This window comes from Paraburkholderia phenazinium, assembly GCF_900141745.1.
Classification (GTDB): domain Bacteria; phylum Pseudomonadota; class Gammaproteobacteria; order Burkholderiales; family Burkholderiaceae; genus Paraburkholderia; species Paraburkholderia phenazinium_B.
The window spans coordinates 2028953-2055402 of record NZ_FSRM01000002.1; the positions used below are offsets into that span (position 1 = coordinate 2028953).

23 protein-coding genes and 2 riboswitches are annotated in these 26450 nt (G+C 64.4%); of the genes, 12 read left to right on the plus strand and 11 right to left on the minus strand.

Going from position 1 to position 26450, the window contains the following annotated elements:
* Window positions 1–58: 58 nt before the first annotated feature.
* Window positions 59–253, minus strand: a riboswitch (cobalamin riboswitch).
* Window positions 254–333: 80 nt separating this feature from the next.
* The 3 genes from BUS06_RS28975 to BUS06_RS28985 are packed head-to-tail and all read right to left on the minus strand — an operon-like array spanning window position 334 to window position 2695.
* Window positions 334–1632: a cobyrinic acid a,c-diamide synthase CobB gene (locus BUS06_RS28975; protein WP_074267798.1), complete on the minus strand. Its 1299-nt coding sequence runs from the start codon at window positions 1630–1632 to the stop codon at window positions 334–336.
* A 3-nt stretch (window positions 1633–1635) separates the two neighbouring features.
* A complete protein-coding gene (gene cobO, locus BUS06_RS28980) occupies window positions 1636–2238 on the minus strand; it encodes a cob(I)yrinic acid a,c-diamide adenosyltransferase (protein ID WP_074267799.1) in 603 nt (200 codons plus the stop codon).
* A 4-nt stretch (window positions 2239–2242) separates the two neighbouring features.
* Complete coding sequence (locus tag BUS06_RS28985) at window positions 2243–2695, minus strand: cobalamin biosynthesis protein (protein WP_074267800.1); 453 nt, start codon at window positions 2693–2695, stop codon at window positions 2243–2245.
* 130 nt (window positions 2696–2825) lie between these two features.
* A riboswitch (cobalamin riboswitch) is annotated at window positions 2826–3088 on the plus strand.
* 177 nt (window positions 3089–3265) lie between these two features.
* Between BUS06_RS28985 and cobW the strand changes: the two genes are divergently transcribed.
* The 4 genes from cobW to BUS06_RS29005 all read left to right on the plus strand — a co-directional run bounded on the left by cobW (window position 3266) and on the right by BUS06_RS29005 (window position 9962).
* Window positions 3266–4345, plus strand: a complete 1080-nt coding sequence (gene cobW / locus BUS06_RS28990) for a cobalamin biosynthesis protein CobW (protein WP_074269346.1) — start codon at window positions 3266–3268, stop codon at window positions 4343–4345.
* Window positions 4346–4351: 6 nt separating this feature from the next.
* Window positions 4352–8173, plus strand: a complete 3822-nt coding sequence (cobN, locus tag BUS06_RS28995; protein WP_074267801.1) for a cobaltochelatase subunit CobN — start codon at window positions 4352–4354, stop codon at window positions 8171–8173.
* Entirely contained in the window at window positions 8170–9291 is a 1122-nt protein-coding gene (locus BUS06_RS29000; RefSeq protein WP_074267802.1) for a magnesium chelatase ATPase subunit I, read from the plus strand. The genes cobN and BUS06_RS29000 overlap by 4 nt, the downstream gene beginning before the upstream one ends.
* 80 nt (window positions 9292–9371) lie before the next feature.
* Window positions 9372–9962: a vWA domain-containing protein gene (locus BUS06_RS29005; RefSeq protein WP_074267803.1), complete on the plus strand. Its 591-nt coding sequence runs from the start codon at window positions 9372–9374 to the stop codon at window positions 9960–9962.
* Window positions 9963–9992: 30 nt separating this feature from the next.
* On the opposite strand, the gene cobJ is transcribed toward BUS06_RS29005, so the two are convergent.
* Genes cobJ through cobG form a run of 4 tightly spaced genes read right to left on the minus strand, consistent with a single transcriptional unit; the run spans window position 9993 to window position 14537 of the window.
* Window positions 9993–11747 carry a precorrin-3B C(17)-methyltransferase gene (gene cobJ, locus BUS06_RS29010; RefSeq protein WP_074267804.1) on the minus strand — a complete coding sequence of 585 codons (1755 nt, stop codon included), beginning with the start codon at window positions 11745–11747 and terminating at the stop codon, window positions 9993–9995.
* Window positions 11735–12466 (minus strand): precorrin-2 C(20)-methyltransferase, encoded by a 732-nt coding sequence (locus tag BUS06_RS29015; protein WP_074267805.1) that lies wholly within the window; start codon window positions 12464–12466, stop codon window positions 11735–11737. The genes cobJ and BUS06_RS29015 overlap by 13 nt, the downstream gene beginning before the upstream one ends.
* Window positions 12467–13093, minus strand: a complete 627-nt coding sequence (locus BUS06_RS29020; protein ID WP_074267806.1) for a precorrin-8X methylmutase — start codon at window positions 13091–13093, stop codon at window positions 12467–12469.
* A complete protein-coding gene (gene cobG / locus BUS06_RS29025) occupies window positions 13086–14537 on the minus strand; it encodes a precorrin-3B synthase (RefSeq protein ID WP_254368987.1) in 1452 nt (483 codons plus the stop codon). Before cobG ends, BUS06_RS29020 begins: the two co-directional genes overlap by 8 nt.
* A gap of 182 nt (window positions 14538–14719) precedes the next feature.
* Between cobG and BUS06_RS29030 the strand changes: the two genes are divergently transcribed.
* The 4 genes from BUS06_RS29030 to cobM are packed head-to-tail and all read left to right on the plus strand — an operon-like array spanning window position 14720 to window position 18575.
* A complete protein-coding gene (locus BUS06_RS29030) occupies window positions 14720–15964 on the plus strand; it encodes a bifunctional cobalt-precorrin-7 (C(5))-methyltransferase/cobalt-precorrin-6B (C(15))-methyltransferase (protein WP_074267808.1) in 1245 nt (414 codons plus the stop codon).
* Window positions 15957–17057, plus strand: coding sequence for a cobalt-precorrin-5B (C(1))-methyltransferase (locus tag BUS06_RS29035; RefSeq protein WP_074267809.1), 1101 nt, complete (start codon window positions 15957–15959; stop codon window positions 17055–17057). Before BUS06_RS29030 ends, BUS06_RS29035 begins: the two co-directional genes overlap by 8 nt.
* On the plus strand, window positions 17054–17791 hold the full coding sequence (locus BUS06_RS29040; RefSeq protein WP_074267810.1) for a cobalt-precorrin-6A reductase: 738 nt from the start codon (window positions 17054–17056) through the stop codon (window positions 17789–17791). Before BUS06_RS29035 ends, BUS06_RS29040 begins: the two co-directional genes overlap by 4 nt.
* A 40-nt stretch (window positions 17792–17831) precedes the next feature.
* Window positions 17832–18575: a precorrin-4 C(11)-methyltransferase gene (cobM, locus tag BUS06_RS29045; protein WP_074267811.1), complete on the plus strand. Its 744-nt coding sequence runs from the start codon at window positions 17832–17834 to the stop codon at window positions 18573–18575.
* Here cobM and bluB read toward each other — a convergent pair.
* Window positions 18503–19237: a 5,6-dimethylbenzimidazole synthase gene (gene bluB, locus BUS06_RS29050; protein ID WP_074267812.1), complete on the minus strand. Its 735-nt coding sequence runs from the start codon at window positions 19235–19237 to the stop codon at window positions 18503–18505. The genes cobM and bluB overlap by 73 nt on opposite strands.
* A 256-nt stretch (window positions 19238–19493) precedes the next feature.
* On the opposite strand from bluB, the gene cobT reads away from it, so the two are divergent.
* From cobT to cobC, 3 genes are read left to right on the plus strand one after another with little or no spacing between them, the layout of a single operon-like run.
* Window positions 19494–20546 carry a nicotinate-nucleotide--dimethylbenzimidazole phosphoribosyltransferase gene (cobT, locus tag BUS06_RS29055; protein ID WP_074267813.1) on the plus strand — a complete coding sequence of 351 codons (1053 nt, stop codon included), beginning with the start codon at window positions 19494–19496 and terminating at the stop codon, window positions 20544–20546.
* Between the two features lie 24 nt (window positions 20547–20570).
* Entirely contained in the window at window positions 20571–21341 is a 771-nt protein-coding gene (locus BUS06_RS29060; RefSeq protein ID WP_074267814.1) for an adenosylcobinamide-GDP ribazoletransferase, read from the plus strand.
* Window positions 21326–21916 carry an alpha-ribazole phosphatase gene (gene cobC, locus BUS06_RS29065; protein ID WP_074267815.1) on the plus strand — a complete coding sequence of 197 codons (591 nt, stop codon included), beginning with the start codon at window positions 21326–21328 and terminating at the stop codon, window positions 21914–21916. The genes BUS06_RS29060 and cobC overlap by 16 nt, the downstream gene beginning before the upstream one ends.
* A gap of 57 nt (window positions 21917–21973) precedes the next feature.
* On the opposite strand, the gene BUS06_RS29070 is transcribed toward cobC, so the two are convergent.
* Genes BUS06_RS29070 through cobU form a run of 3 tightly spaced genes read right to left on the minus strand, consistent with a single transcriptional unit; the run spans window position 21974 to window position 24376 of the window.
* Window positions 21974–22897, minus strand: a complete 924-nt coding sequence (locus BUS06_RS29070; RefSeq protein ID WP_074267816.1) for a cobalamin-binding protein — start codon at window positions 22895–22897, stop codon at window positions 21974–21976.
* Window positions 22890–23825: an adenosylcobinamide-phosphate synthase CbiB gene (gene cbiB, locus BUS06_RS29075; protein ID WP_074267817.1), complete on the minus strand. Its 936-nt coding sequence runs from the start codon at window positions 23823–23825 to the stop codon at window positions 22890–22892. The genes BUS06_RS29070 and cbiB overlap by 8 nt, the downstream gene beginning before the upstream one ends.
* Before the next feature lie 2 nt (window positions 23826–23827).
* Complete coding sequence (gene cobU / locus BUS06_RS29080) at window positions 23828–24376, minus strand: bifunctional adenosylcobinamide kinase/adenosylcobinamide-phosphate guanylyltransferase (RefSeq protein WP_074269347.1); 549 nt, start codon at window positions 24374–24376, stop codon at window positions 23828–23830.
* Between the two features lie 393 nt (window positions 24377–24769).
* Here cobU and BUS06_RS29085 point away from each other — a divergent pair, with 393 nt between their 5' ends.
* Window positions 24770–26431, plus strand: a complete 1662-nt coding sequence (locus BUS06_RS29085; RefSeq protein WP_074267818.1) for a tannase/feruloyl esterase family alpha/beta hydrolase — start codon at window positions 24770–24772, stop codon at window positions 26429–26431.
* Window positions 26432–26450 lie beyond the last annotated feature (19 nt).

Genomic DNA, 26450 nt, shown 5'->3' on the forward strand with positions numbered 1-26450 from the left:
GTATCCATTCGCGCAAACGGATACTTGGCGACTCGGACATCCCCGTCCGATCCGGCTGAGCAGACCTCGGTCGATGGCAGGTCTCCTGACTAGCACGTCACGATCCGGCACCGACCTTCCCGGTTACCCAGTGGTCAAGCATGGTGTGGACTCGGCGCTTACAGTTGCGGGGGCAGTCGCAGACTTGAGCAGAGCGCTCTCACTGCGTTCCCGTTTAATCCCGGTGAGGGGAACCATCAAGGCGCAAGAGTACAGAAGGCTGCCGGAGGGCGTCAATCTCCGCTTGAATCGCGGTTCGGACGGAGGGATCTTTCCCTTTCCAACGATTTTTGTTCAGAACGCCTCGCCGCGGAACAAGGCGGCGGCGAATACCGGATTCGACGGCCAGTAAGCGTGCATGTAGGTTGCGACGATTGCACCGTGCCGATAGAGGGCTTCCCCGCTGGTTGCGCCTTGCGGCCGAACCGCGGTCGTAACCGGTGCGAGCGGCGTGTTCAGCTTCGAATAGTGGAACGTGTGTCCGGTCATGACGCCGTGTCGTCCTTCGATCTGTTGCATGGCCAGTGCCGCGAAGCGGGTCTGCATGCTGGCCTCGCCGGGCAGCAGGCCGAGCATCGGGGTAGAGGCACCGTGCACGTCGATCAGTCGGTCTAGCAGATAGAGCATGCCGCCACATTCGGCGATCAACGGCTTGCCGGCTGCGGCGTGTGCGTGAATCGAGCCGGCACTGCATTTCCGGTCCACCAAGGTCCGGGCATGGAGTTCCGGGTAACCGCCGGGAAGATAGAGGGCATCGGCAGCCTGAGGTAGCGGTTCATTGGCGAGCGGCGAGAAATACGCGAGTCTCGCGCCGAGTGCTTCGAGCAGTGCGAGATTGGCTGGGTAGATAAAGGAAAAGGCCGCGTCCTTTGCAATTGCGATCAGCCTGCCGTCGAGCAGGCGTGGCAGGCTGTTACGCGGTGGCGCCTCGAAGTCGATGGCCGGCGGCAGTTCGGCCAGCGGCGTTGTGGCGAGCGCATCGGCAACCTGGTTGAGGCGTGCATCGAGATCCGCGATTTCTGCGGCCTGGTGCAAGCCGAGGTGCCGGTCCGGCAATTCGATCGAGTCGTTGCTGTTCAGATGTCCGCACCAGCGCAGCGAGGCCGGTAATGCCTCTTCAAGCAGTTTCGCATGATAGGGCGAGCCGACCCGGTTCGCGAGCACACCGTAAAAAGGCACCCGCGGCTGGAATTGAGCGAGACCGAAGGCCAATGCGCCGAAGGTCTGGGCCATGGATTTCGCTGCGATCACCGCCAATACCGGTATGCCGAAGGCGCTGGCCAGATCGGCACTGCTCGGCTGGCCGTCGTACAGCCCCATGACCCCTTCGACCAGGATCAGATCGGCGTCGCCTGCCGCTTCGGCCAGCAGTGTACGGCAGCCGGCTTCGCCGACCATCCAGAGGTCGAGCGAAAACACGGCGGCACCGCTCGCGTGCGCGAGGATAGTCGGGTCGATAAAGTCCGGACCGGTCTTGAACACGCGCACACGCCGCCCGAGGCGGCTGTGGTAGCGGGCCAACCCTGCCGTGACGGTGGTCTTGCCCTGACCCGAAGCCGGGGCGCTGATGAACAGCGCTGGACAGGCGGCCATGGCTTAGAACTCGACGCCGCGCTGCGCTTTGACGTGTTGTTCGCGGTATGGGTGTTTGACGATGCGCATTTCGGTGACGAGGTCTGCGGCCTCGATCAGTCCTTCAGGCGCATGCCGTCCGGTGACCACCACATGGAGCATGTCCGGACGCTTGCTAAAGACGTCTAGCACTTCATCGAGCGGCAGATACTCGTACTTGAGTACGGTATTGAGTTCGTCGAGAATCACCATCTGATACTCGCCGCTTTCGATCATCCGGCAGGCTTCGCTCCAGCCTTTGCGTGCCGTCGCAATGTCGGCTTCCCGATCCTGCGTGTTCCAGGTATAGCCGTCGCCCATCGTGACGAAATCGCAGTTTGGCAGACTGCCCAGGAAATCGCGCTCCGAGGTATGCAGTGCCCCCTTGATGAATTGCACGACACCGAGGCGCATGCCGTGTCCGAGCACGCGCACGGCCATGCCGAAAGCCGCTGTGCTTTTGCCCTTGCCCGTGCCCGTATTGACGATCAACAGTCCTTTTTCGATGGTGGCCTGCGCCTGTTTCTTTTCATGTCCTTCGCGGCGGCGTTGGGTCATGCGCAGATGCGATTCCGTATCGGTTTTCATGCAGTCAGGTCCTGGTGGTTGGGTTCAGTCGGCGCGCCCCGGGCGCCTGCGTACAGAATTCGGCCAGGCAGGCAATTGCCACGGTGACGCCAGGCGAAGCCGTTTTGCCGGCAACAAGGCTGCCGCCGGGCGCCCCCAGCAGTGCGCAAGGTTCGCAGATGCCGTCGACGCCAAAGCGGGCCTGTACCGCTTTCGATGCCGTTGCGCGAAGCATGCCGCCCGGGCAGGCGGCGATCGCTTCACGGCTGAAGCTATGCAACATTAGCGCGTGACGGGCACAGAATGTCAGGAGGCCGGGTTCTCGCGCCTTTGAATCGATGGTCGAGATCGAGGCGATCGATTCAAAGGCGTTGGCCCCTTGCACGCCCAGTTTGCCAAGCGTCGCGAGCACGGCGGCCTCGATCGCCTCGGCCGAAACTTGCTGCCGACAGCCAATGCCGATGCTGAATTGCTTCATGTTGTGTCGTAACCGTCCGCTCGGGCCGTAAGCATATGGCGTGTCGGTTTGCAGATATCTGGCGCGCTACAATACACGCGTTGGCGGCCGCTCGCCAGCGTCGCTTCTTGACGCTGCCTCGCGGCCCAGCCTAAACTCGTTCCACTCTGGTGCCCGCCGACGCGTTATCGCGCCGGCAGTTAAACGGGAAACAGGAGGCTTGCCGCACTAGCGCGAGCCCAACCTGTGCTGCCCCCGCAACGGTTCAGCGAAAGCGTCGCTCAGGCGATGCGAAGCCGGCTCCATGTCCGCGACCAGGATCGCGGGCAATCAACCACTGCGCGAAAGATTCGCGTGGGAAGGTGGAGCGGTGCGTTCGCCAGCCCGGATACCGGCCAGAGAAGAGGTGTTGGCGCTGCGGGGATGCAGCTGGCCATCCACGCCTTCATCGCGTTCCTCTGTTGCGACCGCAACGTTCCGTATCGTCCCCACGTCCTGTTTACGTCCTGCGCCAGACGCTACCGCTCGCGTCTGTTCTGGAGCGAGTGCCCGACGAGCTGGCTCGTTTGCTTGTTTAATAACGGAGTGATCATGCAGAACCCCATGCGCAAGATCCCTGTGACTGTCGTCACGGGCTTTCTTGGGAGTGGCAAAACCACCTTGCTGCGCCATATTCTTCAAAACGCGAACAATTTGCGGATTGCTGTCATCGTCAATGAGTTCGGCGAGCTCGGCATCGACGGCGAAATTCTGCGTGGTTGCGGAATCGGCTGCGACGAAGAAGGCCGCGAACAGGCCGGCCAGCTCTATGAGCTCGCCAACGGCTGTCTGTGCTGCACCGTGCAGGAAGAGTTTTTCCCTGTGATGGAGCAACTGGTCGAACGCCGTGGCGAAATTGACCACGTTCTGATCGAAACCTCGGGGCTGGCGTTGCCGAAGCCGCTGGTCCAGGCGTTCAACTGGCCTTCGATCCGTAACAGCTTCACCGTCGACGCGGTGGTGACCGTGGTGGACGGCCCTGCCGCAGCAAGCGGACAGTTCGCCGACGACCCGCAGGCCGTGGACGAGCAGCGCCGAGCCGATCCCAATCTCGATCACGAATCGCCGTTGCACGAGCTGTTCGAAGACCAGCTCGGCTCGGCCGATCTCGTGATCCTGAACAAGACCGACCTGCTCGACGAGGCACAGCAGGCTGCCGTGGAAGCGGAGATGCGCGAGGAGTTGCCGCCCCAGGTCAAGATCGTGCGCGCCCAGCGAGGGCAGCTGGATCTGCACGGTCTGCTGGGTTTGCAGGCGGCGTCCGAAACCACGATTCATCTGCGCCACGATCATCATGGCTCGGCCGACGATCCCGATCATCACCACGACGAATTCGATTCTGTGATCGTTGAAGCGCCCGCTGCATCGCGCGAAACGATCATCGCGGCGCTGCAGGGTTTGACGGAGCAGCACACGATCTACCGCGTCAAGGGTTTTGCAGCGCTGCCGGGCACACCAATGCGCCTCGTGATCCAGGGCGTGGGCCGGCGCTTCGACAGCTATTTCGACCGGCGCTGGCGCGAAGACGAAGCACGGGCCAACCGGTTCGTGCTGATCGGCGAAGATCTCGATCAACCTGTGCTGCAGCGCGCGCTGAGCACCGCGTTGGCTACCCAGGCCCAGCAGTCCTGATCCGTTATGCATCTGCTACGCACCGTTCCGGGCGGTTTTGTCGACGATACCGAAGGCGTCATCCGGATCGATCAGCGACCGGCTGAGATCGTGGTGCTGAGTTCGGCCGACACGACGCTGGCGCTGTTGGCGAGCGTGGTGCCGAGGCTCGGCGCCGGCTTCCCGGAGATCCGGCTCACCAATGTCAGCTTTTTGCGGCAGCCTGCATCGGTCGATTTTTACGTCGACGATGTGCTCCAGCATGCGCGTGTGGTGGTCGTCGACCATCTGGGCGGCGAAGCCTACTGGCCTTACGGTATCGAGCAGCTGGTCGAACTGGCCGAACGCAGGAAGCAGGTGCTGGTGATGTTCTCGGGCGACCTTCAGGAAGACCCGCACCTGCTCGCGCGCAGTACCGCCGATCCCGCCTTGTGCCATCAGCTCTGGCGCTATCTGCGCGAGGGCGGCCCGCTCAATGCCGAAGCCTTCTTGCGCTGCATCGCTTATCGCGCGCTCGGCTGGGGCAGCGAACCGGCCGCGCCGCGCGTGTTGCCCGCTGCCGCGCTTTATCATCCTGAGCACGATACGCCGAGCATCGCCGACTGGCAGGCGCGCTGGCGCCCCGGTGCGCCGGTGGCACTGATCCTGTTCTACAAGGCGCATTTGCAGGCGGCCAATACGCGCGTGTTCGATGCGCTGATCGAGGCGCTCGAGGCGCAAGGCGTGAACCCCTTGCCGCTCGCCGTGACTTCGCTGAAGGATCGAGTGAGCCTCGCTGTATTGCGGCAGTTGAGCGTCGAGCATCGGGTCGCGCTGGTGCTGAATACCACCGCGTTTGCCGTCTCTTCGATCGATGCCCCGGATGCCTTTGCTCTCGCGGGCGATGCACCGGTGCTGCAGGTGATCCTGAGCGGCGGGAACCGCGAGACGTGGCTCAAGGACAATCATGGCCTCAATGCGCGCGATATCGCGATGCATGTGGTGCTGCCCGAGGTCGACGGCCGCGTGATTACGCGAGCGATCAGTTTCAAGGGACTCGACTACCGCTGCCCGCATACCGAGGTCGACGTGGTGCGCTATCAGCCCGATCTCGAGCGCATCGCGTTCGTGGCCGAGCTGAGCCGGCGCTGGTGCCGGTTGCGCACGCTTGAGAATGCCGACAAGCGGCTCGCGCTGATCCTCGCGAATTACCCCGTCAGCGAAGGGCGGATCGGCAACGGTGTCGGACTCGATACGCCGGCCTCTGTCCTTACGATCCTCGCCATGTTGCGTGACGAGGGTTACCGGCTCGACCCATTGCCGGCCGATGGCGACGCCCTGCTGCGCACGCTGACTCAGGGTGTCACCAACGACCCGGTTGTGCGCGACTTGCGTCCTGCCTTGCAAAGCCTGGCGTTGGCCGACTATCGCCGCTATTTCGAGCGTCTGCCTGCCGAGGTGCAAGCCGCGCTCAATGCGCGTTGGGGTGCGCCGGAACTCGATCCGACGGTCCGCCAGGGGCGCTTCATGATCGCCGGCTGGCGCTGCGGCCAGGTGTTCGTCGGGATTCAGCCCGCGCGTTCCCGTGACGCCAGCGACTACGCGAGTTATCACGATGCCGAACTGGTGCCGCCGCATGCCTATCTGGCGTTCTATTTCTGGCTGCGGCACCGCTTCGAAATCGATGCCGTGGTGCACGTCGGCAAACACGGCAATCTCGAATGGCTGCCGGGCAAGAGCGTCGCATTGAGCGGCCAGTGCTGGCCCGATCTGATTCTTGGGCCGCTGCCGCATCTTTATCCGTTCATTGTGAACGACCCGGGCGAGGGCAGCCAGGCCAAGCGGCGCGCGCAGGCCGTGATCATCGATCATCTGATGCCGCCGCTCACGCGTGCTGAGAATTACGGTCCGCTGCAGGATCTCGAACGCCAGGTCGACGAATACTACGACGCCTTGATGGTCGATTCGCGGCGTGCCAGGTTGCTGCGCGGCACGATCCTGAAGACGATCGTCGAGCATCGGCTGCATGAGGAACTGAGTCTGGCCGCACCCAGCAGTCCCGATGCCGAGGATGCGCTGCTGACCCAGGTCGATGCATGGCTATGCGAGTTGAAAGAGGCGCAGATTCGCGATGGTCTGCATATCTTCGGGCATTCGCCGCAGGGCGTGCAGCGGCGCGACACCTTGCAGGCGCTGGCGCGTTTCCCGGTGGGCAACGGGCGGGAGGCGAACGCGGGGCTGATCGATGCGCTTGCACGGGATCTCGACATTGCCCGCCTGTTCGATCCGCTGGCGCCCGACTGGTCGGCGCCATGGGACGGTCCTCGCCCGGCACTATTGCAGCAGGTGAGCGATGCGCCCTGGCGGCATAAGGGCGATACGCGCGAGCGGCTCGAACTGCTCGCAGCGGAATTGCTTGCTGACCTGTGCGGTTTGTCCAGTGCCAATACTGAATCTGGGCCTGCACACGGCCTGCCGGCGCCGGGCAGTCTGCCGCATGCCGAGCAGGTGCTCGAGCGTTTGCGCAATGACGTGCTGCCGCGCCTCGACGCATGCGGTGGCGAAGAACTGCGGCAGTTGCGGCGAGGCCTGGCCGGTTGTTTCGTGCCGCCGGGGCCGAGCGGCTCGCCCTCGCGGGGGCGCCCCGATGTGCTGCCGACGGGGCGCAACTTCTATTCGGTCGACACGCGCGCACTGCCCACCCAGGCCGCCTGGGCGCTCGGACTCAAATCGGCACAGCAACTGATCGAGCGACATTTGCAGGAGCAGGGCGATTACCCGCGCGCAGTCGGACTGTCGGTGTGGGGCACGGCGACCATGCGCACGGGCGGCGATGATATCGCGCAGGCACTTGCGCTGCTCGGCGTACGGCCAAAATGGGCAGCCGGCAGTCATCGCGTGACCGATTTCGAGATTCTACCGATCGCAACGTTCGACCGGCCGCGCATCGACGTCACGCTGCGCGTGTCGGGATTTTTCCGCGATGCGTTCCCGAACCTCATGCACCTGTTCGACGCGGCGGTGCAGGCGGTGGCCGAGCTCGACGACGAACCTGTTGAGCTGAATCCGGTCCGGGCGCGCGTGCTGCGCGAGCGCGATCAGCTGATCGCCGGCGGTCTGGAGGCTGGCGAGGCTCGCCGCCGCGCGGGCTGGCGTATCTTCGGCGCACGCCCTGGTTCCTATGGCGCAGGCTTGCAGGAATTGATCGACACCAGCCAGTGGCAAAGCGACGCCGATCTTGCGCACGCGTATCAGCAGTGGGGCGGTTACGCCTACACCCAACAATGTTCGGGCGAGGCCGCCCACGATGCTTTCGGCATGCGCCTCGCTGCGATCGACGTGGTGCTGCAGAACCAGGACAGCCGCGAACACGATCTGCTCGATTCGAACGACTACTACCAGTTCCAGGGCGGCATGGCCGCAGCCGTGCGGCACCTGAGCGGCGCGCAACCGCAGCTTTACCATGCCGACCACAGCAACCCGGAGACGCCGCGCATCCGGCCGTTACGCGAGGAGATCGCACGGGTGATCCGCTCGCGCGTGGTGAATCCGAAATGGCTCGAAGGCATCAAGCGGCACGGCTATAAAGGCGCTGCCGAAATCGCTGCGACGGTCGATTATCTCTATGGCTACGACGCCACCGCACGCGTGGTTGCCGACCATCAATACGCGCTGGTCACGGACGCGTACCTGAACGACGCGGATACGCGGGCGTTTTTGCAGCGCTATAACCCGCATGCGTTGCACGGCATCTGCGAGCGGCTGCTAGAGGCCATGCAGCGCGGCTTGTGGCAGCATCCCGGCACGTACCGAAGCCAGGTCGAACAGCAACTGCTGGCGGTGGAACAGCATCTCGAAGGACGTTCATGACAAACATCGACTCGCCCAGGACGCTCGTCTTCGGTACGCCCGGCGCCACGCGTACGGTTTTCCCGTTTGCGGCGCTGCTTGGGCAGGCGCCCTTGCAACAGGCGCTGCTGCTCGCTGCGATCGATCCGGGCATTGGCGGTGTACTCATCAGTGGCCCGCGCGGCACAGCCAAATCGACGGCTGCGCGTGCGCTTGCCGACCTGCTGCCAGATGGTCAGCTGGTGACGTTGCCGCTCGGCGCAAGCGAAGAGCACCTCGTCGGCACGCTCGATCTCGAAACGGTGTTGCGCGACAACGCCGTGCGCTTTTCTCCCGGACTGCTGGCAAAGGCGCATGGCGGCGTACTGTATGTGGATGAAATCAACCTGCTGCCCGATTCGCTGGTCGATCTGCTGCTCGACGTGGCAGCGAGCAGCGTCAATACGGTCGAGCGCGATGGCATTTCGCACAGCCATGAGGCGCGTTTCGTCCTGCTGGGCACGATGAATCCCGAAGAAGGGGAGTTGCGGCCGCAATTGCTCGACCGGTTTGGTTTGATGGTTGAGCTAGAAAACTGCTTTGAGCCGGCGCTGCGCGAACGGATCGTAAAGGCTCGCCTCGCATTCGAACTCGATCCACAGGGTTTCCGGCGTGGTTTCGACGTGCAGCAGGACGACTACGCACGGCGGATTCGCGCTGCGCGCATGCGTCTGCCGTCGCTCGAATTCAGCGAAACGGTCCATGCGCGTGTGAGCGAGCTCTGTATCGCCGCGGCCGTCGACGGAATGCGCGCCGATCTGGTGATGCTGCGCGCGGCTCGCGCACTCGCGGCGCTCGAGCAGGCTGAAGCGATTGCGGTCGAGCACGTCGACCGTGTGGCCGAAGCGACGCTACGTCATCGGCGGCACGCAGAAGCTGGGACGCAACCGGATGACGCAGACCCGGCACAAGCTGCACCGCCGCCAGCCGAATCCGATACGCGGCAGACCGATACGTCAAACGCTGCATCGCCTCCTGCCTCGGCCACCGCAACACCCGCAGGTCGGACCACCGATACAGACTGGGGTTACCTGCCGCCGGTGGCTGCGGGAATCGAACCGGTCAAGGCGGTCCGGCCGCTAGACGCAAAAAAACACTGAGCCATCGGGAGCGCGCCCCCGCGGGTTTGCCCGCCGGGTTTCGATGGCTGGAAGGCGCGGGCACTGCAAGCCGCAGCGGGATGCGGGGCGTGCGGCGCATCGCCTGGCCGGCGACATTCGCCAGCAAGGGGGCGGCGCGCCTGCAAACGCAACATCTGCGTTTCCGGCCGGAGAGGAGCGGTCAGAAGGCGTTGCATTGCTTCCTGCTCGACTGCTCGGGTTCAATGCTGGGCGGACGGCGTCTCGCGCTTGCGAAGGGCGTGCTCGCCAGCCTGTTCGATCGTATCGGACAGGCACGCGATGAGGCGGCGCTGATCTGTTTTTCCGGCACACGCGCTGAGCGTCGCTTCGGGCCGGCGGTGCCGCGCTGGTGGAACGAGCGCTGGCTGCGCCCGCTTGGCGGGGGTGGCGGCACGCCCTTGAGTAGCGGAGTGCGCAGCGCCCGCCAGTTGCTGGCGAGCGCTGCAACCGGTCAGGTAACGCGACAGCGTTGCCTATGGATTCTGACGGACGGCCGTAGCGTGGATCAGCCGCCTTTTCCGGCCGAGGCCGACAGTATCGTGTTGGTCGACTTCGAAACCGGCCCGCTCAGGCTTGCACGTTGCAAAGCGCTGGCGGAGAGTTGGGGCGCCCTGTATCTCAGACCCGAGGATCTGCTAGGCCAGGATTGATCTGAGTTTAATGCACGACGGGAAACAGTTTCAGGCGTCTTTAGCAGGTTCAATCCCGGTCTGGGACACTGCGTCTTTCGCATCCGGATACCAGCGCGGCGTATAGATCCACTCACCATGCGGGCCACCCGGAATACGGCGCGTCGTCGACGAGCCGACGATCACCATCGTGCGCATATCGACCTGTTCCGAGCGCAGCATACCGAGCGTGGTTGAATTGAGGGTCGCGCCTGGCCGGCCGATATCGCGGCCCAGCACCACCACGGTATCGGGTGTGCGCAAGGCGCGCAGAATCTCCAGGGCGCGGTCGAGCTGCCAGGGCCGTGCACGCGAGATGGGGTTATAAAAGGCCATCACGAGATCAGCCTCGGCCGCATGTCGCAGCCGCGTTTCGATCACACTCCACGGCTTCAGGTTATCGGACAGCGAGAGCAGGCAGAAATCGTGGCCGAGCGGCGCACCCGCCTGAGCTGCGGTAGCAAACGCGGCCGAGACGCCGGGCACGATATTCAGTTCGACGCCGGCCCAGGCGGCATCATCGGAATTATCGAGCGCTTCCAGTACGGCCGCGGCCATCGCGAACACGCCCGGGTCGCCGGAGGAGACGATGGCGACCGAGCGCCCCAGGCTTGCGAGCTCGAACGCATGACGCGCGCGCTGCAACTCCTCGCGGTTATCGCTGGTATGCAGTTGCTGGCCGACGCGGAACGGGCCGGCCATGTTCACATAGGTGGCGTAGCCGAGGATATCGGTGGCCGCGTCGAGTGCGCGGCGCGCGGCTGGAACCATCAGGTCCGCGCTGCCGGGGCCGAGGCCGACCACGCTAAGCGAGCCGCGGCCATGGCCGATCTGCGCAGGATCGACGGGCGCCGCGCAGGACGCCAAAGCGAGCCCGGGTTCGCTGCCGTCGAGCCTCCGCCACGGTAACCGAAGCGCCGCGTTCAAGAGAGCATGCGAGTCGCTCGCCTCGACGCCTGTTTCGACAAATCGCAACGGGACGCCGAGCGTGTCCGCTGCCTGTCTGAGTGCCGCATCGTTCATGGTCCGATGCGGTGCGACCAGGGCCGCGAGCGAGAGCGGCGCGATGCGCGCGTCCTGCAAGGCCTGTTGGACCCGTGCGGCTGTCTGTTCGTCGCCTTCTAGCACCGCCGCTACCACACAGCGCGGATGGATCAGAAGTTCATCCGCCGTCCCGGTGCCCAGTTGTTCGCTGATGCGGATCGACAGCCTCGCTCCGGGCGCCTGCGGCAGGTTCGCCTGCTCGAGCCAGGGGGCATGCCCTTCGATGCGCGTGCTCTCGCCGGCGAGCAGGTCCGAGACAAAGTGTTTGCCGTGCTCCAGGCTGGCGAGCACATAACCGTCAGGCGGATCGAGCAGGCAGGTGCCGAAACGCAATTCGCCACTGGTGGTAATTGCGGCGGATACTTCGAGTGCTGCGGCGATCTCGCGTGCCATGTCGTTGACACCAGCCAGGCCGCCAAGCAGCGGCACGACCGCGCTGCCGTCCTCGGCGACGGCGAGCACGGGCGGCTCGGCCCCCTTGCTGGCGAGTGCCGGGGCGAGGCAGCGGATCACGATGCCCGCGGCGCACAGCACAATCAGCGGTGTGCCTTGCGCATAGAGTGCGCGTAAATGTTCGCCGAGCGAGGCATAAGCTTCGTCGGCGGCGACTCGCGCCTGCAGACCGTGCACCCGTGAGCCGGCGTAACAGGCCTGGATCTTGCGCGCCGTTGCCAGCGCGGACGGCCCCAGAATCACGATGGCGGGTGGGATCAGGCTTGCCAATTTTTACCCGGCACGATCAGTAGTGAAAAATATGGCGAGGCCATCGGATCGACCTCGTCGAGCGCCACGATGCGTTGATTGGCCATGGTTGCGCGTTCGACATAGAGCGCGCGCTGCGCCAGCCCAAGCTCGGTCAGCACGCGCCTGACCTTTTCGAAGTTGCGGCCGAGTTTCATGATGACGGCTGCGTCCGCCGTGGCGAGCCGCTCGCGCAGCTCTGTTTCGGGCAACACGCCGGACAGTACCGACAGGCTCTGATTCCGGTACACGAGTGGCGAGCCGAGCACGGCCGCACCGCCGAGCATCGAGCAGACACCAGGCACGACCTCGGTCTCGAAGCGCGCGGCGAGCCGGTCGTGCAGATACATGTACGAGCCGTAGAAGAACGGATCGCCTTCGCAGATGACGGCGACGTCGCGTCCGGCATTGAGATGCTCTGCGACCGTTTCGGCCGCTTCGTCGTAGAACCCGGCGATGATCGTTTCGTAACACAGCGGCGGTTCAAGTGCTTCGGTCGTGACCGGATAGACGAGTGGCAACTGCGTCTGGGCTGGTCGCAGATGTGCCTCGATGATGCTGTAGGCGTTGCCTTTCTTGCCTTTGGCCACGAAATAGGCCACCACGTCGGCGCTTGTGAGGCGGCGCAGTGCTTTCAGCGTCAGCAGTTCGGGGTCGCCTGGGCCGACGCCAAGACCGTATAAACGTCCAGCTGGTTTCACTTATTCGATCTCCGAGGCGAGCGCATTGACCGCTGCTGCGGCCATCGCGCTGCCGCCGCGGCGGCCCGCGACGCAGACATAGGGCAGGCCGAGCGTATTGGCGGCCAACAGGGCTTTCGATTCGGCAGCACCGATAAATCCCACTGGAAAACCGAGGATGAGCGCGGGTCTGGGTGCGCCGGCCGCGATCATGTCCAGCAAATGGAACAGGGCGGTGGGTGCGTTGCCGATGACCACCACGCTGCCGGCCAGATTCGGCCGCCACAATTCCACGGCGGCAGCCGAGCGGGTATTGCCAAGCGATTCGGCCAGTGCGGGTACACGCGGCTCGCCGAGCGTGCAGATGACCTGATTTGCCGCGGGCAGGCGCGCGCGCGTAATGCCTTCGGCAACCATGCGCGCATCGCAGAGAATCGGCGCACCGCCCATCAGTGCTTCACGGCCAGAGTGCCCGGCGTCTGCGGAGAATTCCAGCGCTTCGACGATTTCGACCATGCCGCAGGCGTGAATCACGCGAACGGCGAGTTTTTCCAGATCGGGCGGGATGCGTGACAGATCCGCTTCGGCGCGAATCGTGGCGAAGGACTGGCGATAGATTTCCTGTCCGTCACGGATGTACTCAGACATCGATAGGGCTCCGGGCGGTTGTTGTAAGTACAGTCTTGATCTGTTCAAGGTTCAGATCGTGCGCAACGAGGCGGCCGAAGCCGGGGCCGCCATCGCGTTCGTAAAGGTCGTAGTGTCCGGGGGCCACGGCGAGCAGCGTGTGAGCCGCGCAATGAGCCGCCGCGCATGAGCGCTCGCAGCCGCTCAGGTGCAACTCGAGCGCTGCGGGGCGAAGTTGGGGCAGATGTTCTGCGAGGTATTGCGCGTCGGCCTTGGTATCAGCTCGCGCTTTCGCACAGCCGCTTGAACCCGCGCAGGCAATCAGGCCAGCATACGCTGCCTGGGGATCGCATATAAAACCGAGTCGCTCCATGGCGGCGACAGTTGGCGCCACTGCCGTTTTGGCGAGATCCGGGATCAGGATGCTTTGCCAGGGCGTTACTATCACCGTGGCCTGTGTGTTTGCCGCGTGCGCGAGTTCGGCCAGTGCATGCAGGGTACGCGTGTCGAGCCGGCCTAGCGGCGGCTGGCCGCCGACCCACCACAAACCGGCTGTAGCTTGCGGTTGGGGTCCAAAGCGCAGGGCTGGATCGGCGATACGGCGAGTCCATGCGCGTACTGTCCGAGGCTGGAAGTCGAGATACGTTTGCGCACGCTGCAGGATTGAGCTGGCCGCGTGTGTCCGTAACAGATCGCGCATGCGCGGCTGCTGCGGCGTGGCGAGATCGAGGAACGCCCGCAGCAGGGCATTGAGCAACGCTGGGACCTGTTCCGGACCGACGATGCCGAGCGCCGGTATATCGGCGCTCGCTTCCAGCGCTGGGTTCAGCATGTTGCCGCCCGCCTTATAGATACCGGGCGATGGGCAGCCTGCGAGGCCGAACGCGAAACCCACACCGGTCCCGTCCGGTTGTGCCGCAAACCAGATATCGTGCGGATGTTCGAGCATGGCGAGCCGCTCGCCGCCATCAAGCTGCACGGAGAATTTGGGCGAGAGCGCAGCGAAGCGCGGTTCGTTCTGCAAAGTGTCGAGCAGGCTTGCCGCAAGCGCTCGCGTATCGATTAGCGCGTCAGGATCGCGACCGGCTGCGGGGCTGAGCATCAGGTTGCGACGGGCGTCCGCCGCTTGTGCATCGGCACGGCTAGTTTCGTGGTGCCCACGGGGGCCGAACCCTGCCTCAAGCAGCGCCTGGCTCAGCGCCGTTTCGTGACCGGCACGAATGCCCCGCAATTGCAGATTCGCGCGGTTCGTCAGTTCGACAGGGCCGCCCGCATGGCGTTCTGCCGCGCTAGCCAGGGCGTGCAGTTGAGCGGCCCCGATCGTGCCGCCAGGCAGCCGGATACGGCACAGCCCGCCATCTCGCGCAGCGACGATATGCAGCAACCCGGGACAGGCCGATGAGTACGGAGCAACGTTGCTGCTGGCGGGGAGTGGAGGGCGGTTCACGTAGGGCCGGAAATGCATGGATCACTTCACGCGTGCGCGAGCGGCGCTGCCCGCGTGTTGTGCGGGCGGGCCTCAGCGTTCGCTCAGTGTCAGGGCAAAGAAGGCCGCAAGGAAGGCTGCCTAAGCGCTGTATTATGCCTGTTTTCGATATCTGAAACGACGCTGCGGCCGAGCGGCTCAGGCGTTCGCAGAACCTCTCGATGCATGCAAAAGAATTTGGGCCAAGGCCAGCCTGGTTGACCGTGGTCGGGATTGGCGAAGACGGTTTCGCCGGACTCGGCCGGCCGGCACGCCGTGCGCTGCTCGACGCACACATTGTCTACGGCGGTGCGCGTCATCTGGCGATGCTGCCGCCACGTCTGCGGGCGCAGCGCGAAGCGTGGCCTCAACCGTTCGATCTTTCGGCGGTGCTCGCGCGGCGTGGCACACCGGTTTGCGTGCTGGCGAGCGGGGACCCGATGCTGTTTGGTGTCGGCGCGGTGCTGGCGCGCCAGTTACCGGCGGAGGAATTGCATGTTCTGCCGGCGCCTTCATCTGTGTCTCTGGCCGCAGCGCGTATGGGCTGGGCCTTGCAACAGGTCAAGACGGTTTCGCTGGTCGGCCGTCCGCTGGCCGCGCTCAATACGGTGATGCATGACGGCGCATGTCTGCTCGTGCTGAGCGCAGATGGCAACACCCCGGCAGCCTTGACCACTCTGTTGATGGCGCGCGGTTACGGCGCGAGCAGGATGACCGTCTTCGAACATCTGGGCGGCGGCGTGCACGAACGGCGTATCGACGGGCGTGCCGATGCCTGGTCGGTCGGCACGGTCGCTGCACTTAACCTGATCGCCGTCGAATGCCGTGCGGATGGGCAAGCCCTGCGTTTGCCGCTGACCCCCGGCTTGCCCGACGAGGCATATCGCAACGATGGCCAGTTGACCAAGCGTGACATACGCGCGATCACGCTCGCACGTCTGGCGCCGGCGCCCGGCGAACTACTCTGGGATGTCGGCGCGGGCAGCGGTTCGATCGGTATCGAATGGATGCGTACGCATCCGGATTGCCGCGCGATCGCGATCGAAAGCCACCCTGAGCGGCAGGCTTTTATCGAGTACAACCGTGAAGCGCTCGGTGTGCCGACGCTGCAACTGGTTGCCGGGCGGGCGCCCGCAGCACTCGAGGGTCTGGATACTCCCGACGCGGTTTTTATCGGCGGCGGTGTGACCGGGCCGGGTGTGCTGGATACCTGCTGGGCGCGTTTGCGCGAGGGCGGACGTCTGGTCGCGAATGCGGTCACGGTGCAAGGCGAGGCGGCGCTGTCGGCCTGGCACGCGCAACATGGGGGCACGCTAACGCGCATTGCCCTGTCGGAAACCGAGCCTCTTGGGCGCTTCGATACCTGGCGTCCGGCTCTGCCGGTCACGCTGCTTGAGGTATGCAAGCGGGAAGACCGGTATGCGTGACGAAACCCCCGAGCAGTCTGCGCCCCTGCGCTCCGGATATACCACGGGCAGCTGCGCGACCGCGACTTCGCTGGCGGCGGCGCGGCTGCTGTTGACAGGGGAAACGAGTGACGCGGCGGAAATCGTGCTGCCCAAAGGGCAGCGCGTCTCCTTGCGGCTGACCTTTTGCCGGCTCGCTGGGGGCGAGTCGGGTACGCAAGCTGAAGCTGGCACGATCAAGGACGCGGGCGACGATCCCGACGTGACGCACGGCGCGCTGGTGTTCGCCCGCGTGCGTCTGAGGGCCGAACCTGGGGTGGGTTTTCATGCCGGCCCTGGTGTGGGCACGGTCACGCGAGCGGGGTTGACGCTGCTGGTCGGTGAGCCGGCAATCAACCCGGTGCCGCGCCGCATGATGACCGAACATCTGACGGAACTTGCTGTTGCCTGCGGCTATAGCGGTGGCTTCGAAGTGACGATCGGCGTGGAGGGGGGCGAGGCGCTCGCGCTCAAGACGATGAATCCGCGGCTCGGCATCGTGGGCGGCCTGTCGATTCTCGGCACCACGGGAATCGTGCGGCCGTTTTCCTGCTCGGCTTATATCGCCTCGATTCATCAAGGTATCGACGTAGCTCGTGCGAACGGGTATCGGCATCTGGCGGCCTGCACGGGTAACGCAAGCGAGGAGGCGATGCGGCAGCGTTACGGCCTGCCCGAGATCGCGTTGATCGAGATGGGGGACTTTGTCGGAGCAGTGCTCAAGCATCTGCGGCGCGCTCCGGTCGAGCGACTGAGCGTGTGCGGCGGTTTCGGCAAGATCAGCAAGCTCGCTGCCGGCCATCTGGATCTGCATAGCCGCGTATCCAGTATCGATCTCGCGCAGCTGGCCGAATGGGCCGGCGAGTGGGGCGCCGATTCGAGTCTGCAGGCGTCCATGCGGGCCGCCAATACGAGTCAGGAGGCGCTAGCGCTGGCGCACGCTCGGGCGGTGCCGCTCGGCGATGCGGTATGCCGGCGTGCGCTCGATGTGGCCGTTGGGATTGCGCCGGCCGGCGTGGCGCTCGAAATGTTCGCGATCGATCGGGGCGGGAATCTGGTCGGGTCTGCCTTATGATGCGCATCCTTGTCCTCGGCGGTACAGGCGACGCGCTGCAACTGGCGCGCCGGCTCGCGGGCGGGCATATCTACAGTCTGGCAGGCCTCGGCCGGGTGCCGGAGGATTTGCACTGCCGGGTCCGCGTTGGAGGTTTCGGAGGCAGTGAAGGTCTGGCGCGCTATCTGGTTGACGAGCATGTTTCGCTTTTGATCGACGCCACCCATCCATACGCTGCGCGGATCAGCGCGAACGCCGCGGCGGCAAGCCGGGAGGCCGGCGTACCGTGCTGGGCGCTGCGTCGCCCAGGCTGGATTGCGCAGCCTGGCGACGATTGGCGCGAGGCCGACGACTGGGCGGGCTTGGTCAAGTTACTCGCTGCCTTCCGCCGACCTCTGTTCACGCTCGGGCGTGAGCCGCTCGCGCATCTCGACGAGATTCCGCCGCAACAATTCTGGACCGTGCGCTGTCTCGATGCGCATGCAGGCAACGCGCGTGCGCGCGTGATCGATGCACGCGGTCCCTTTACGCATGAAGGCGAACGCGCGCTGTTTGCAGAGGCGGCGATTGACGTGGTGATCAGCAAGAATAGCGGCGGACGCGCGACCGAGGCCAAACTCGACGTGGCTCGCGAGCGTGGCTTGCCGGTTCTGATGCTAAGGCGCCCGGAGCTGCCGGCGGCGACACGCGTATTCGATAGTGGCGCCGCATTGCTCGGTGCTTTGGAAGATTGGCCTGACGCACTGGCACCCTGACCGACGGCGCGAGCGGGCAAGAAAATTTTTGGAGCGGTTTATGACGGTGTTTTTTATCGGTGCCGGTCCCGGCGACCCTGAACTCATCACGGTCAAGGGGCAGCGTCTGGTGCGCACTTGCCCGGTGATTCTCTATGCGGGATCACTGGTGCCCGAGGCGGTTATCGCAGGCCATCGCGCCGGGCAGGTCGTGAATACCGCCGAGCTCGACCTCGATGCCATCGTAGCTTTGCTCGAGCAGGCACATCGCCGCGGGCTCGACGTTGCGCGTGTGCATTCCGGCGATCCGTCCTTGTACGGTGCGATTGGCGAGCAGATCCGCCGGCTCCGCGCACTCGATATTCCCTATGAAATCGTCCCCGGTGTCACGGCGACGGCGGCCTGCAGCGCAGCGCTGGGTTGTGAGCTGACGCTGCCCGGCGTTTCGCAGACGCTGATCCTGACGCGCTACGCCAGCAAGACCGCAATGCCCGATGGCGAACAGCTTGCCGATCTGGCACGGCACCGCGCGACGCTCGCGATTCATCTTGGGGTCCGGCATCTCGCGCGTATCGTTGAGGAACTGCTGCCGTTCTACGGTCCGGCCGGTGCGATCGCCGTGGTGTACAGGGCGAGCTGGCCAGATCAGGAAATCATTCGCGGAACGTTGGGCGACATAGTGGGCAAGGTGCAACCTACCGATGCGTCGCGCACTGCCCTGATTCTCGTGGGTCAGGTGCTCGAATCGCAGGATTTTCTGGACTCGACGCTGTATGGCGCGGCCTCCGGCCAACCGTTTTCGTAGACGCACTCGGCGAGAGGTTTCCGTTGGGCCCAGCGTTCAGTTTCCAGCATGGGTTCGGCATAGAACTGCCGCACGTGGCCCAGGCAAAGTATCGCGACCGGCTTCGCGCCCGCCGGAATGCCGAGTACGCGGCGCACTTCATCCGTGTCGAACAGCGAGACCCATCCCATGCCCAATCCTTCGGCGCGTGCGGCCAGCCACATGTTCTGAATCGCACAGGCCACCGAGGCGAGGTCCATTTCGGGCAGCGTGCGACGCCCGAACACATGCTTTTCCCGGCCATCCATCAGGGCGACGACCAGCAGTTCGCCGCATTCGCGCATGCCCTCGACCTTGAGTTGCATGAATTCGTCGCGGCGCTGGTCGAGCGCGTCGGCGGTGCGCAGGCGCTCGTGTTCGACAATCGCGTGCAGTTCGGATCGTAGCCCGGTATCGCTAATGCGAATGATGCGCCAAGGCTGCATATAGCCGACGCTCGGCGCGTGGTGGGCCGCTTCGATCAGGCGTTGCAGCACCTCCGGGTCGACAGGCGTGGACACGAAGTGGCGCATGTCACGTCGCTCGTAGATTGCCCGATAGACGGCGGCACGCTCGGCGTCGCTGAATGCGTGGCCATCACGCTGCACGTTTTCCGAGGGGGGTGGAGGAGGGGACTGATGCATAACCTGGGCGCCTGGAGCAATACGCCATTTTAGCGCCCGGTTGGGCATGGTGACCCTCCAGGCATCGTCGAAACCACAAACTTCCGGGGTATCAAACACCTGGCGTGGTAACCTTTCCGCGGGAATCAACTGTCTCGTCGGCCCCGGGGACAGCAGAACGTCCACAGTCACTGAAGCGATGAATTTCTGTCTCAGTGCGTCCGCTAGAAGAAAGAAAAAGAAATAACGAACAGAACCTTATCTATTACGAACGTCTATGATGTCGTCACTCGCCTTACCTGTGGTCGAACCGCTTGACCAGACGCTGCTCGGCACGCTGCAACACCTGATCGACACGAAGACCAAGCCGCCCGGCAGCCTGGGGCGGCTCGAAACGCTGGCTCGGCAGATGGGCCTGATCCAGAAAACGACGCATTCCACGGTACAGCGCCCGGCCATGATCGTGTTTGCCGGCGACCATGGCATCGCACAGGAAGGGGTGAGCCCTTATCCGCAAGCCGTGACCGCGCAGATGGTGGCGAACTTCCTGGCAGGCGGCGCTGCGATTAACGCGCTCAGCCGCGTGGCCGGCATTGCGCTCGAAGTGGTCAATGCAGGTGTCGCGACGCCGTTGCCGACTACCGAGGGTCTTGTCGATATTCCGGTTGGCGCGGGCACACGCAACTTCGCCCATGAACCTGCGATGACGCGCGATCAGGCGCTCGCAGCGATGCGTGCCGGAGCAGAACGCGTCCGTCACCACGCGTCGCTCGGCACCAACGTGATCGGTTTCGGCGAGATGGGGATTGCCAATACCTCGGCGGCAGCCTGTCTGATGAGCCGCCTGTGCGGCGTGCCGATCGACGAGTGCGTCGGTCGCGGTACCGGGCTCGACAACGCGGGCCTCGCGAAAAAGCGCAATGTGCTGACCTCGGCGCTGGCGCATCATGCGCCGAGTGAAGATCCGCTGGTTGTGCTCGCAACCTTCGGCGGCTTCGAAATCGCGATGATGGCCGGCGCCTATCTCGCCGCGGCCGAAGCGCGTATGACGATTCTCGTCGACGGCTTCATCGCGACCTCCGCGCTGCTGGTGGCCGACGCGTTGGAGCCCAACGTACGCGACTACTGCGTGTTTGCGCATGCCTCGAACGAAGCCGGGCATCGGCGCATGCTCGACCACTTTGGCGGCATCCCGTTGCTTGCGCTGGACATGCGGCTCGGCGAAGGCACCGGCGCGGCACTCGCCGTGCCCTTGCTGCGCGCCGCAGTGGCGTTTCTCAATGAAATGGCGAGTTTCGAGTCGGCCGGTGTCGCGGACCGCGATGCCTGAGCGGTTAGCCGGCTCCGCACGCTGATGAAGCCGCTCATGGAGTTGCGCTACTTCTTTACGGCGCTAGGCTACTTCACGCGCGTGCCGGTGCCGCGCTGGGTCGGCTATGAGCCGCACTATCTCAATGCAGCTGCGCGTTATTTCCCGCTTGTCGGCGTGCTGGTGGGCGGGCTCGGTGCGCTTGTCTATCTAGTGGCGTTGCATGTGTTTCCGCCCGGTGTGGCCGTGCTGCTGTCGATGGCATCGACCTTGCTCGTCACTGGCGCTTTCCACGAGGACGGCTTGGCGGACTGCTGCGATGCGTTCGGCGGCGGCTATACTCGAGAGGATGTGCTGCGCATCATGCATGATTCGAGGATAGGCGCGTTCGGCGCGATTGCGCTGATGATTGCACTCGCCTTGAAGTGGCAAACCCTCGCGGCGGTGCCGCCGCTGCGTGTCGCAGGTCTGATGGTTGCAGCGCACGCCGCGAGCCGTACCTGTGCGATCAGCTATCTGGCGACACTCGATTACGTGCGCGCGGAAGGCAAGGCGAAGCCGGTTGCGCAGCGCCTGAGCGGCGTAGCGCTCGCCGTAGCGGCGCTGTTTGGCTTGCCGGCGCTGTTCTGGCCGGATTGGCGCTTCGGTTGTATGGCGCTTGTGATGCTGGCGGTGCTGCGTGTGGCCATGGGTCGTTATTTCGTCAGACGCATTGGCGGCTATACCGGGGATTGCCTCGGCTTTGCGCAGCAGATTTTCGAACTGGCTATCTATCTGGCGGCAATCGCCTGGACATCGGCATGGATATCGTCCTGATTCGTCACCCGGCCGTCGCCGTCGATGCAGGCGTGTGTTACGGCCATAGCGACGTCGCGCTTGCCGACGATCCGACGGCATCTGCCGCTGCGCTGGCGGTGCATCTTGCCACCTTGCAGGTGCCCCCGCCGCGGGTATTGCTGTCCAGTCCGCTGCTACGGTGTGCGTCGGTTGCCGCGGCGTTGGCGGGGGATTTCGGTTGCGCGCACAGTGTCGACGAACGCCTGAAGGAAATGAATTTCGGTGCGTGGGAGCAACAACGCTGGGATGCAATCGACAGGGCAGCGCTCGATGACTGGGCGGCTAACTTCGAGCACGCCCGTGCTCACGGGGGCGAGAGCGTCGCGCAGTTTGTCGCGCGGGTGCAGGCGTGGCTCGATGCGTTCGGACAGACCCGCGAATGTTCGCCGGCCTATGTCGTCACGCATGCCGGCGTGATACGGGCGATCGCCTCGCTGGTGCTCGGTGTGCCGGTGGAGCGTTCCACTCAATGGTCACTCGCTACGTCCGGGGTAGTCTGGCTGCGGCGTGACGACGAGCGGCTGCTTTGGTCGCTGGTGCGGTGGAATGCTTGAGTGGTTAGCGTTGTCGCCTTGTCGGGCCGCTCCTGAGGCTATTGCGCCGCACCCATCTCACTGTTTGCCCGCTGCTGGCCTGCGTGAGCGCGCTACCTCCAGATCCTCGCAAAGCTGCTCGGCGCCTTGTGCAATGCGAGGCGCAGGACGATCGATCAGATCGCCGTCGATCGCGAACAGGTTGTTGCGCGCCACCGCTGTGAGGCTCGGCCAGGTGTGCCATGAGTCCAGTTTTGCCAACGGGGCGTCGGGCTTCGTTGCGCCTGCCGAGGCAGTCACAATCGCCTCCGGGTTGGCCGCGATCACCGCCTCGGTCGACACCGTCGGCACCAGCGGCGCGAGTTGCGCAAACACATTGCGGCCACCGCATAGCGTAATTACGTCGCTGATCATATGCGTGCCGTTGAGCGTCATTAGCGGTTGATCCCAGACCTCATAGAACACGCTGACGGGCGGACGGTTCGCATAGCGGGCGCGTAGGCGTTCGATGTCCGCGCGGTACGCGCTTGCTGCTGCATCTGCAGTGCCCGATGTGCCCAGCAAGCTGCCGAGCCGGGTGAGGGTCACCGCGACGTCATCGAGTTGATGCGGTTCGCTGAAGAAAAGCGGTATATGCAGTTCGCGCAGGCGCTCGAGCTGGGCCTGCGCGTTGCCGTGCCGCCAGACGACGATCAGATCGGGTTTCAGCGCGACGATGCGTTCGAGGTCGAGCGCCTTGTTGTCGCCGACACGCGGCACCTTTTGCGCTGAGGGCGGGTAGTCGCTGTACGACACCGTGCCCACCAGTTTCGCGCCGCCGCCCGCTGCGTAGATCAGTTCGGTCACGTGCGGTGCGAGGCTGATCACGCGTTGGGCCGGAGCGGCAAGCGAGACGGTGGCGCCGGTGTCGTCGGTTGCGCTGACGGTTGCGTGCGCGCGTGATGCGAAAGCGCAGGCGGCAAGAACTGCGCAGGCAAGCGAGGCAGAGCGTGAATTAGCCATGAAACGGCACGCTCATCAAGGCGAGTACGATCAGCAGCGCGAGCCACAGTATCACCGTGCGTTCGACCAGTCGCAGCGCAGCGCCGATATGCGCAGTGCCGGCGGCTTGCCCCGCGCCGAGCGTCGGGCGTGCTTCGATGGTGCCGTGATACACGGCGGCTCCGCCGAGCAGCACGTTGAGGCTGCCTGCCCCCGACGCCATGACCGGTCCCGCATTGGGACTGTCCCAGCGCGGCGCCTGCTCGCGCCAGCAGCGCCACGCGGTGCGCGTGTCGCCGAGCAGCGCATAGCTTGCGGCAGTCAGGCGCGCAGGAATCCAGTTCAGCACGTCGTCGATGCGCGCGGCGGCCCAGCCGAAACGCAGATAACGCGGCGTGCGGTAACCCCACATGGCGTCGAGCGTATTGGCCAGGCGAAATGCGAGCGCGCCCGGACCGCCGCCGACGGCGAACCAGAACAGTGCGCCGAAGATTGCGTCGTTGCCGTTTTCGAGGGCTGATTCGACGGCGGCACGCGCAAGTGCCGACTCGTCCGCATGCGCGGTTTCGCGTGAGACGATGCGCGCGGTCAGGCGTCGCGCTTCGGCGAGGTCGTGCTGAGCGAGCGCACGGGCAATCGGCGCAATGTGATCGTTGAGGCTCCGGGCGCCGAGCGCGAACCACAGCAGCAGGACGTGCACCGCGCAAGTCAGCATGAACGGCAGCACGGTGACCAGCCATACGGCGATCAGCACCGGAGGCAGCACTGCAAGCGCCCAGGCGAGAATGCCGAAGAGCCGCCCGTGCCGCCCGGTGTTCAGGCGCGCTTCGATACCCATGGCGAACTTGCCAAAGCCTACCAGCGGATGTGCGGTGCCGGGTTCGCCGAGCCAGCGATCTACGCAGACGCCGGCGGTGGCCAGCGTGGCGATCAGGGGGAGCGACAGCATCGTTAGCGGGCCGCGGTCTTGAGTGCGAGCGGCAGGCCCGCGACCATCATCGTGACCTGGGTGCTCAAGGCAGCGACGCGCTGGTTGAGACGTCCGAGTTCATCGACGTAGAGACGCGTCGCCGCGCCCAGCGGCACGACGCCCAGCCCGATCTCGTTGCTGACGACGATGATCGTGCCTTTGGCCGAGCCGAGCACGGCCTCGAACGCGGCGACACGTGCGAGGTAATCGTCGCGGGGTTCGGTGCCATCCGGCGGGCACAGCAGATTGACGAGCCACAGGGTCAGGCAGTCGATCAGGATGCAGTGGCCGGGCGCGTCAGTTTGCGCGACGGCGCCGGCGAGGTCCACCGAGGCCTCGAGCAACTGCCAGTGCGCCGGACGCCGCGCGCGATGATGGGCGATGCGGGCGGCGAATTCCACGTCGCCTACGCGTTGCGCGGTTGCGATGTACGTGACGGGCCGCAAGCTGTTGATTGCGAGTTGCTCGGCGTGCACGCTCTTGCCCGAGCGGGCACCGCCGAGAACGAATGTTAGATCGTGAGGAATCATTGCCTGATTGTAGCGTTTCGACGGGACAAAGGTCACTTTGAACAACCGGCCTGGTCTGCTATTGCGATGACGATCGTTATCCTGGCGAGACGGGCGGGCCACCTTTCGTCGGGCCAACGGACAGAACAGGACAGTGCGGTCTGCCGTAAGCCATGGACGCCTGACGAAACGCCAACGTGCTATTGCCAGTCGACGGTACCGATGTCCTCAGGGAACACTTTTTTGTCCGAAACTGACCTCGCTTCACCCCCGTCCAGTGGCTAACATCAAATCGGTAGATCGAGGACGTCATCTGCGATTGGTGATCGTGGATCTGCTCGCGCGACATAGAACATCAAATCTGACGGAGACATCACCGTGCACATTCATTCTCGTAGCTCGAGCGTCGCGCGCATGATCACGCTCGTCGTCGCCTCGGCGGCCTCGACCTGCGGCATTGGCGCGACCTTGCCTGCAGCCCGCTCAGGTGCGTGCGAACGCCTCCAGGGTTTTGTTGTGCCTGCCTCCGAGATCGGCTTGCCAACGTCTGGCGCGAGCGTAACTGCGGTCAAAGAGGTCGCCGCCAGTGGCAGCGGTTCAGCGGCGTTGCCCGACTACTGTGAGGTGACGGGCAAGATCTCGCCTGTCGACAGGTCGGCTCCCGATATCGACTTCGCGGTTGCATTGCCTGCGCAATGGAACGACAAGGTCGTCATGTTCGGCGGTGGAGGCTTTGACGGGACCATCCCTGATGTCACAGGCAATGTGCCCAACGGCCCTGTCGACAAACTCGTGCCGCTCGGTCGTGGCTACGCGACGTTCGCGAGCGACTCCGGCCATCAGGCGAATGCGCTGGCTTCCCAGGACGGGAGTTTCGGCTTGAGCGACGAGGCAGTGAGGAATTTCGGCGGCGACGCGATCAAGAAGACGCGCGATGCGGCGTTTGCGATTATCAAGGCTCGCTACGCGCATGCTCCTCGCGAAGCCTATTTCGCAGGCGATTCGACTGGCGGAAGGGAAGCCGTGACGGCAATCCAGCGCTGGCCCTCGGACTGGGACGGCGCGATTGCATGGTACCCGGCATGGAACGACGCAGCAGCACTGCTAGCAGGTCAGCGTATGAATCGCGCGCTGGCGAAACCTGATGCCTACCTTTCCACGGGGAAAAGGGAGGCCGTGTACGACGCTGCGATGGAGGCCTGCGATGCGCTTGATGGCGTTGTCGATGGCCTGATCAGCAATCAGCAGGAATGCAACGCGCGCTTCGATCCATCAACCGCTACCCTTCACGGTGCTCCGTTGCGCTGCCCGAAAGGGGCGGACACCGGCGACAATTGCCTGTCGGACGCGCAGATCGAGGCCTTGAAGACAATCAATACGCCAACCTACTTGCGTTTCCAGCTCGCCGATGGTGAGACAGAGTACCCCGGCTACAACGTCTGGGGCGCCGATCTTGGCATAACGACCCGTACTTCACCCATAGAGCCCGAGGTCACGTTCCTCGCATTCGGAACCTCCCAGCCGGCGAATCCGATGCCCCTGACAGCACCGTACGTCAGCGTCCTGACCGACCAGTGGTTCAAATACTCCGTTACGCGCGACCCCAGCTTCGACTCGCTGGCACTCGATCCGGAGCAGCCGGGTGTGTGGGCCAACCGTATCAATCAGCTGAGTGAAGAGCTCGATGCGAGCACCGATATTTCCGCTTTCCGGGCACGTGGCGGGAAGCTTCTGCTCGTGCATGGCATAGCTGACGTCCTGGTCAGTACGCGCGCCACTGAGGAATACTATCGGCGGCTTCAGGCGCAGTTCGGCATCGATCAGGTCGATTCGTTCGTGCGTTTCTATGAGATTCCCGGCCTGGGCCACGCGGTAAGCAGTACTTTCAATGCAACGTGGGATTCGTTGTCGGCACTTGAGCAATGGGTGGAAAAAGGCAGGGCGCCGGTGGACCAGGTAACGACCGATACCGCGGGCGTTCCCGGGCGCACGCGACCGCTGTGTGATTTCCCCAAATGGCCGCGGTACCGGAGCGGCGACGTCAATCTCGCCGCTTCGTTCAAGTGCGTTGAATGAAAGGGCGTGAAGGCGGCGC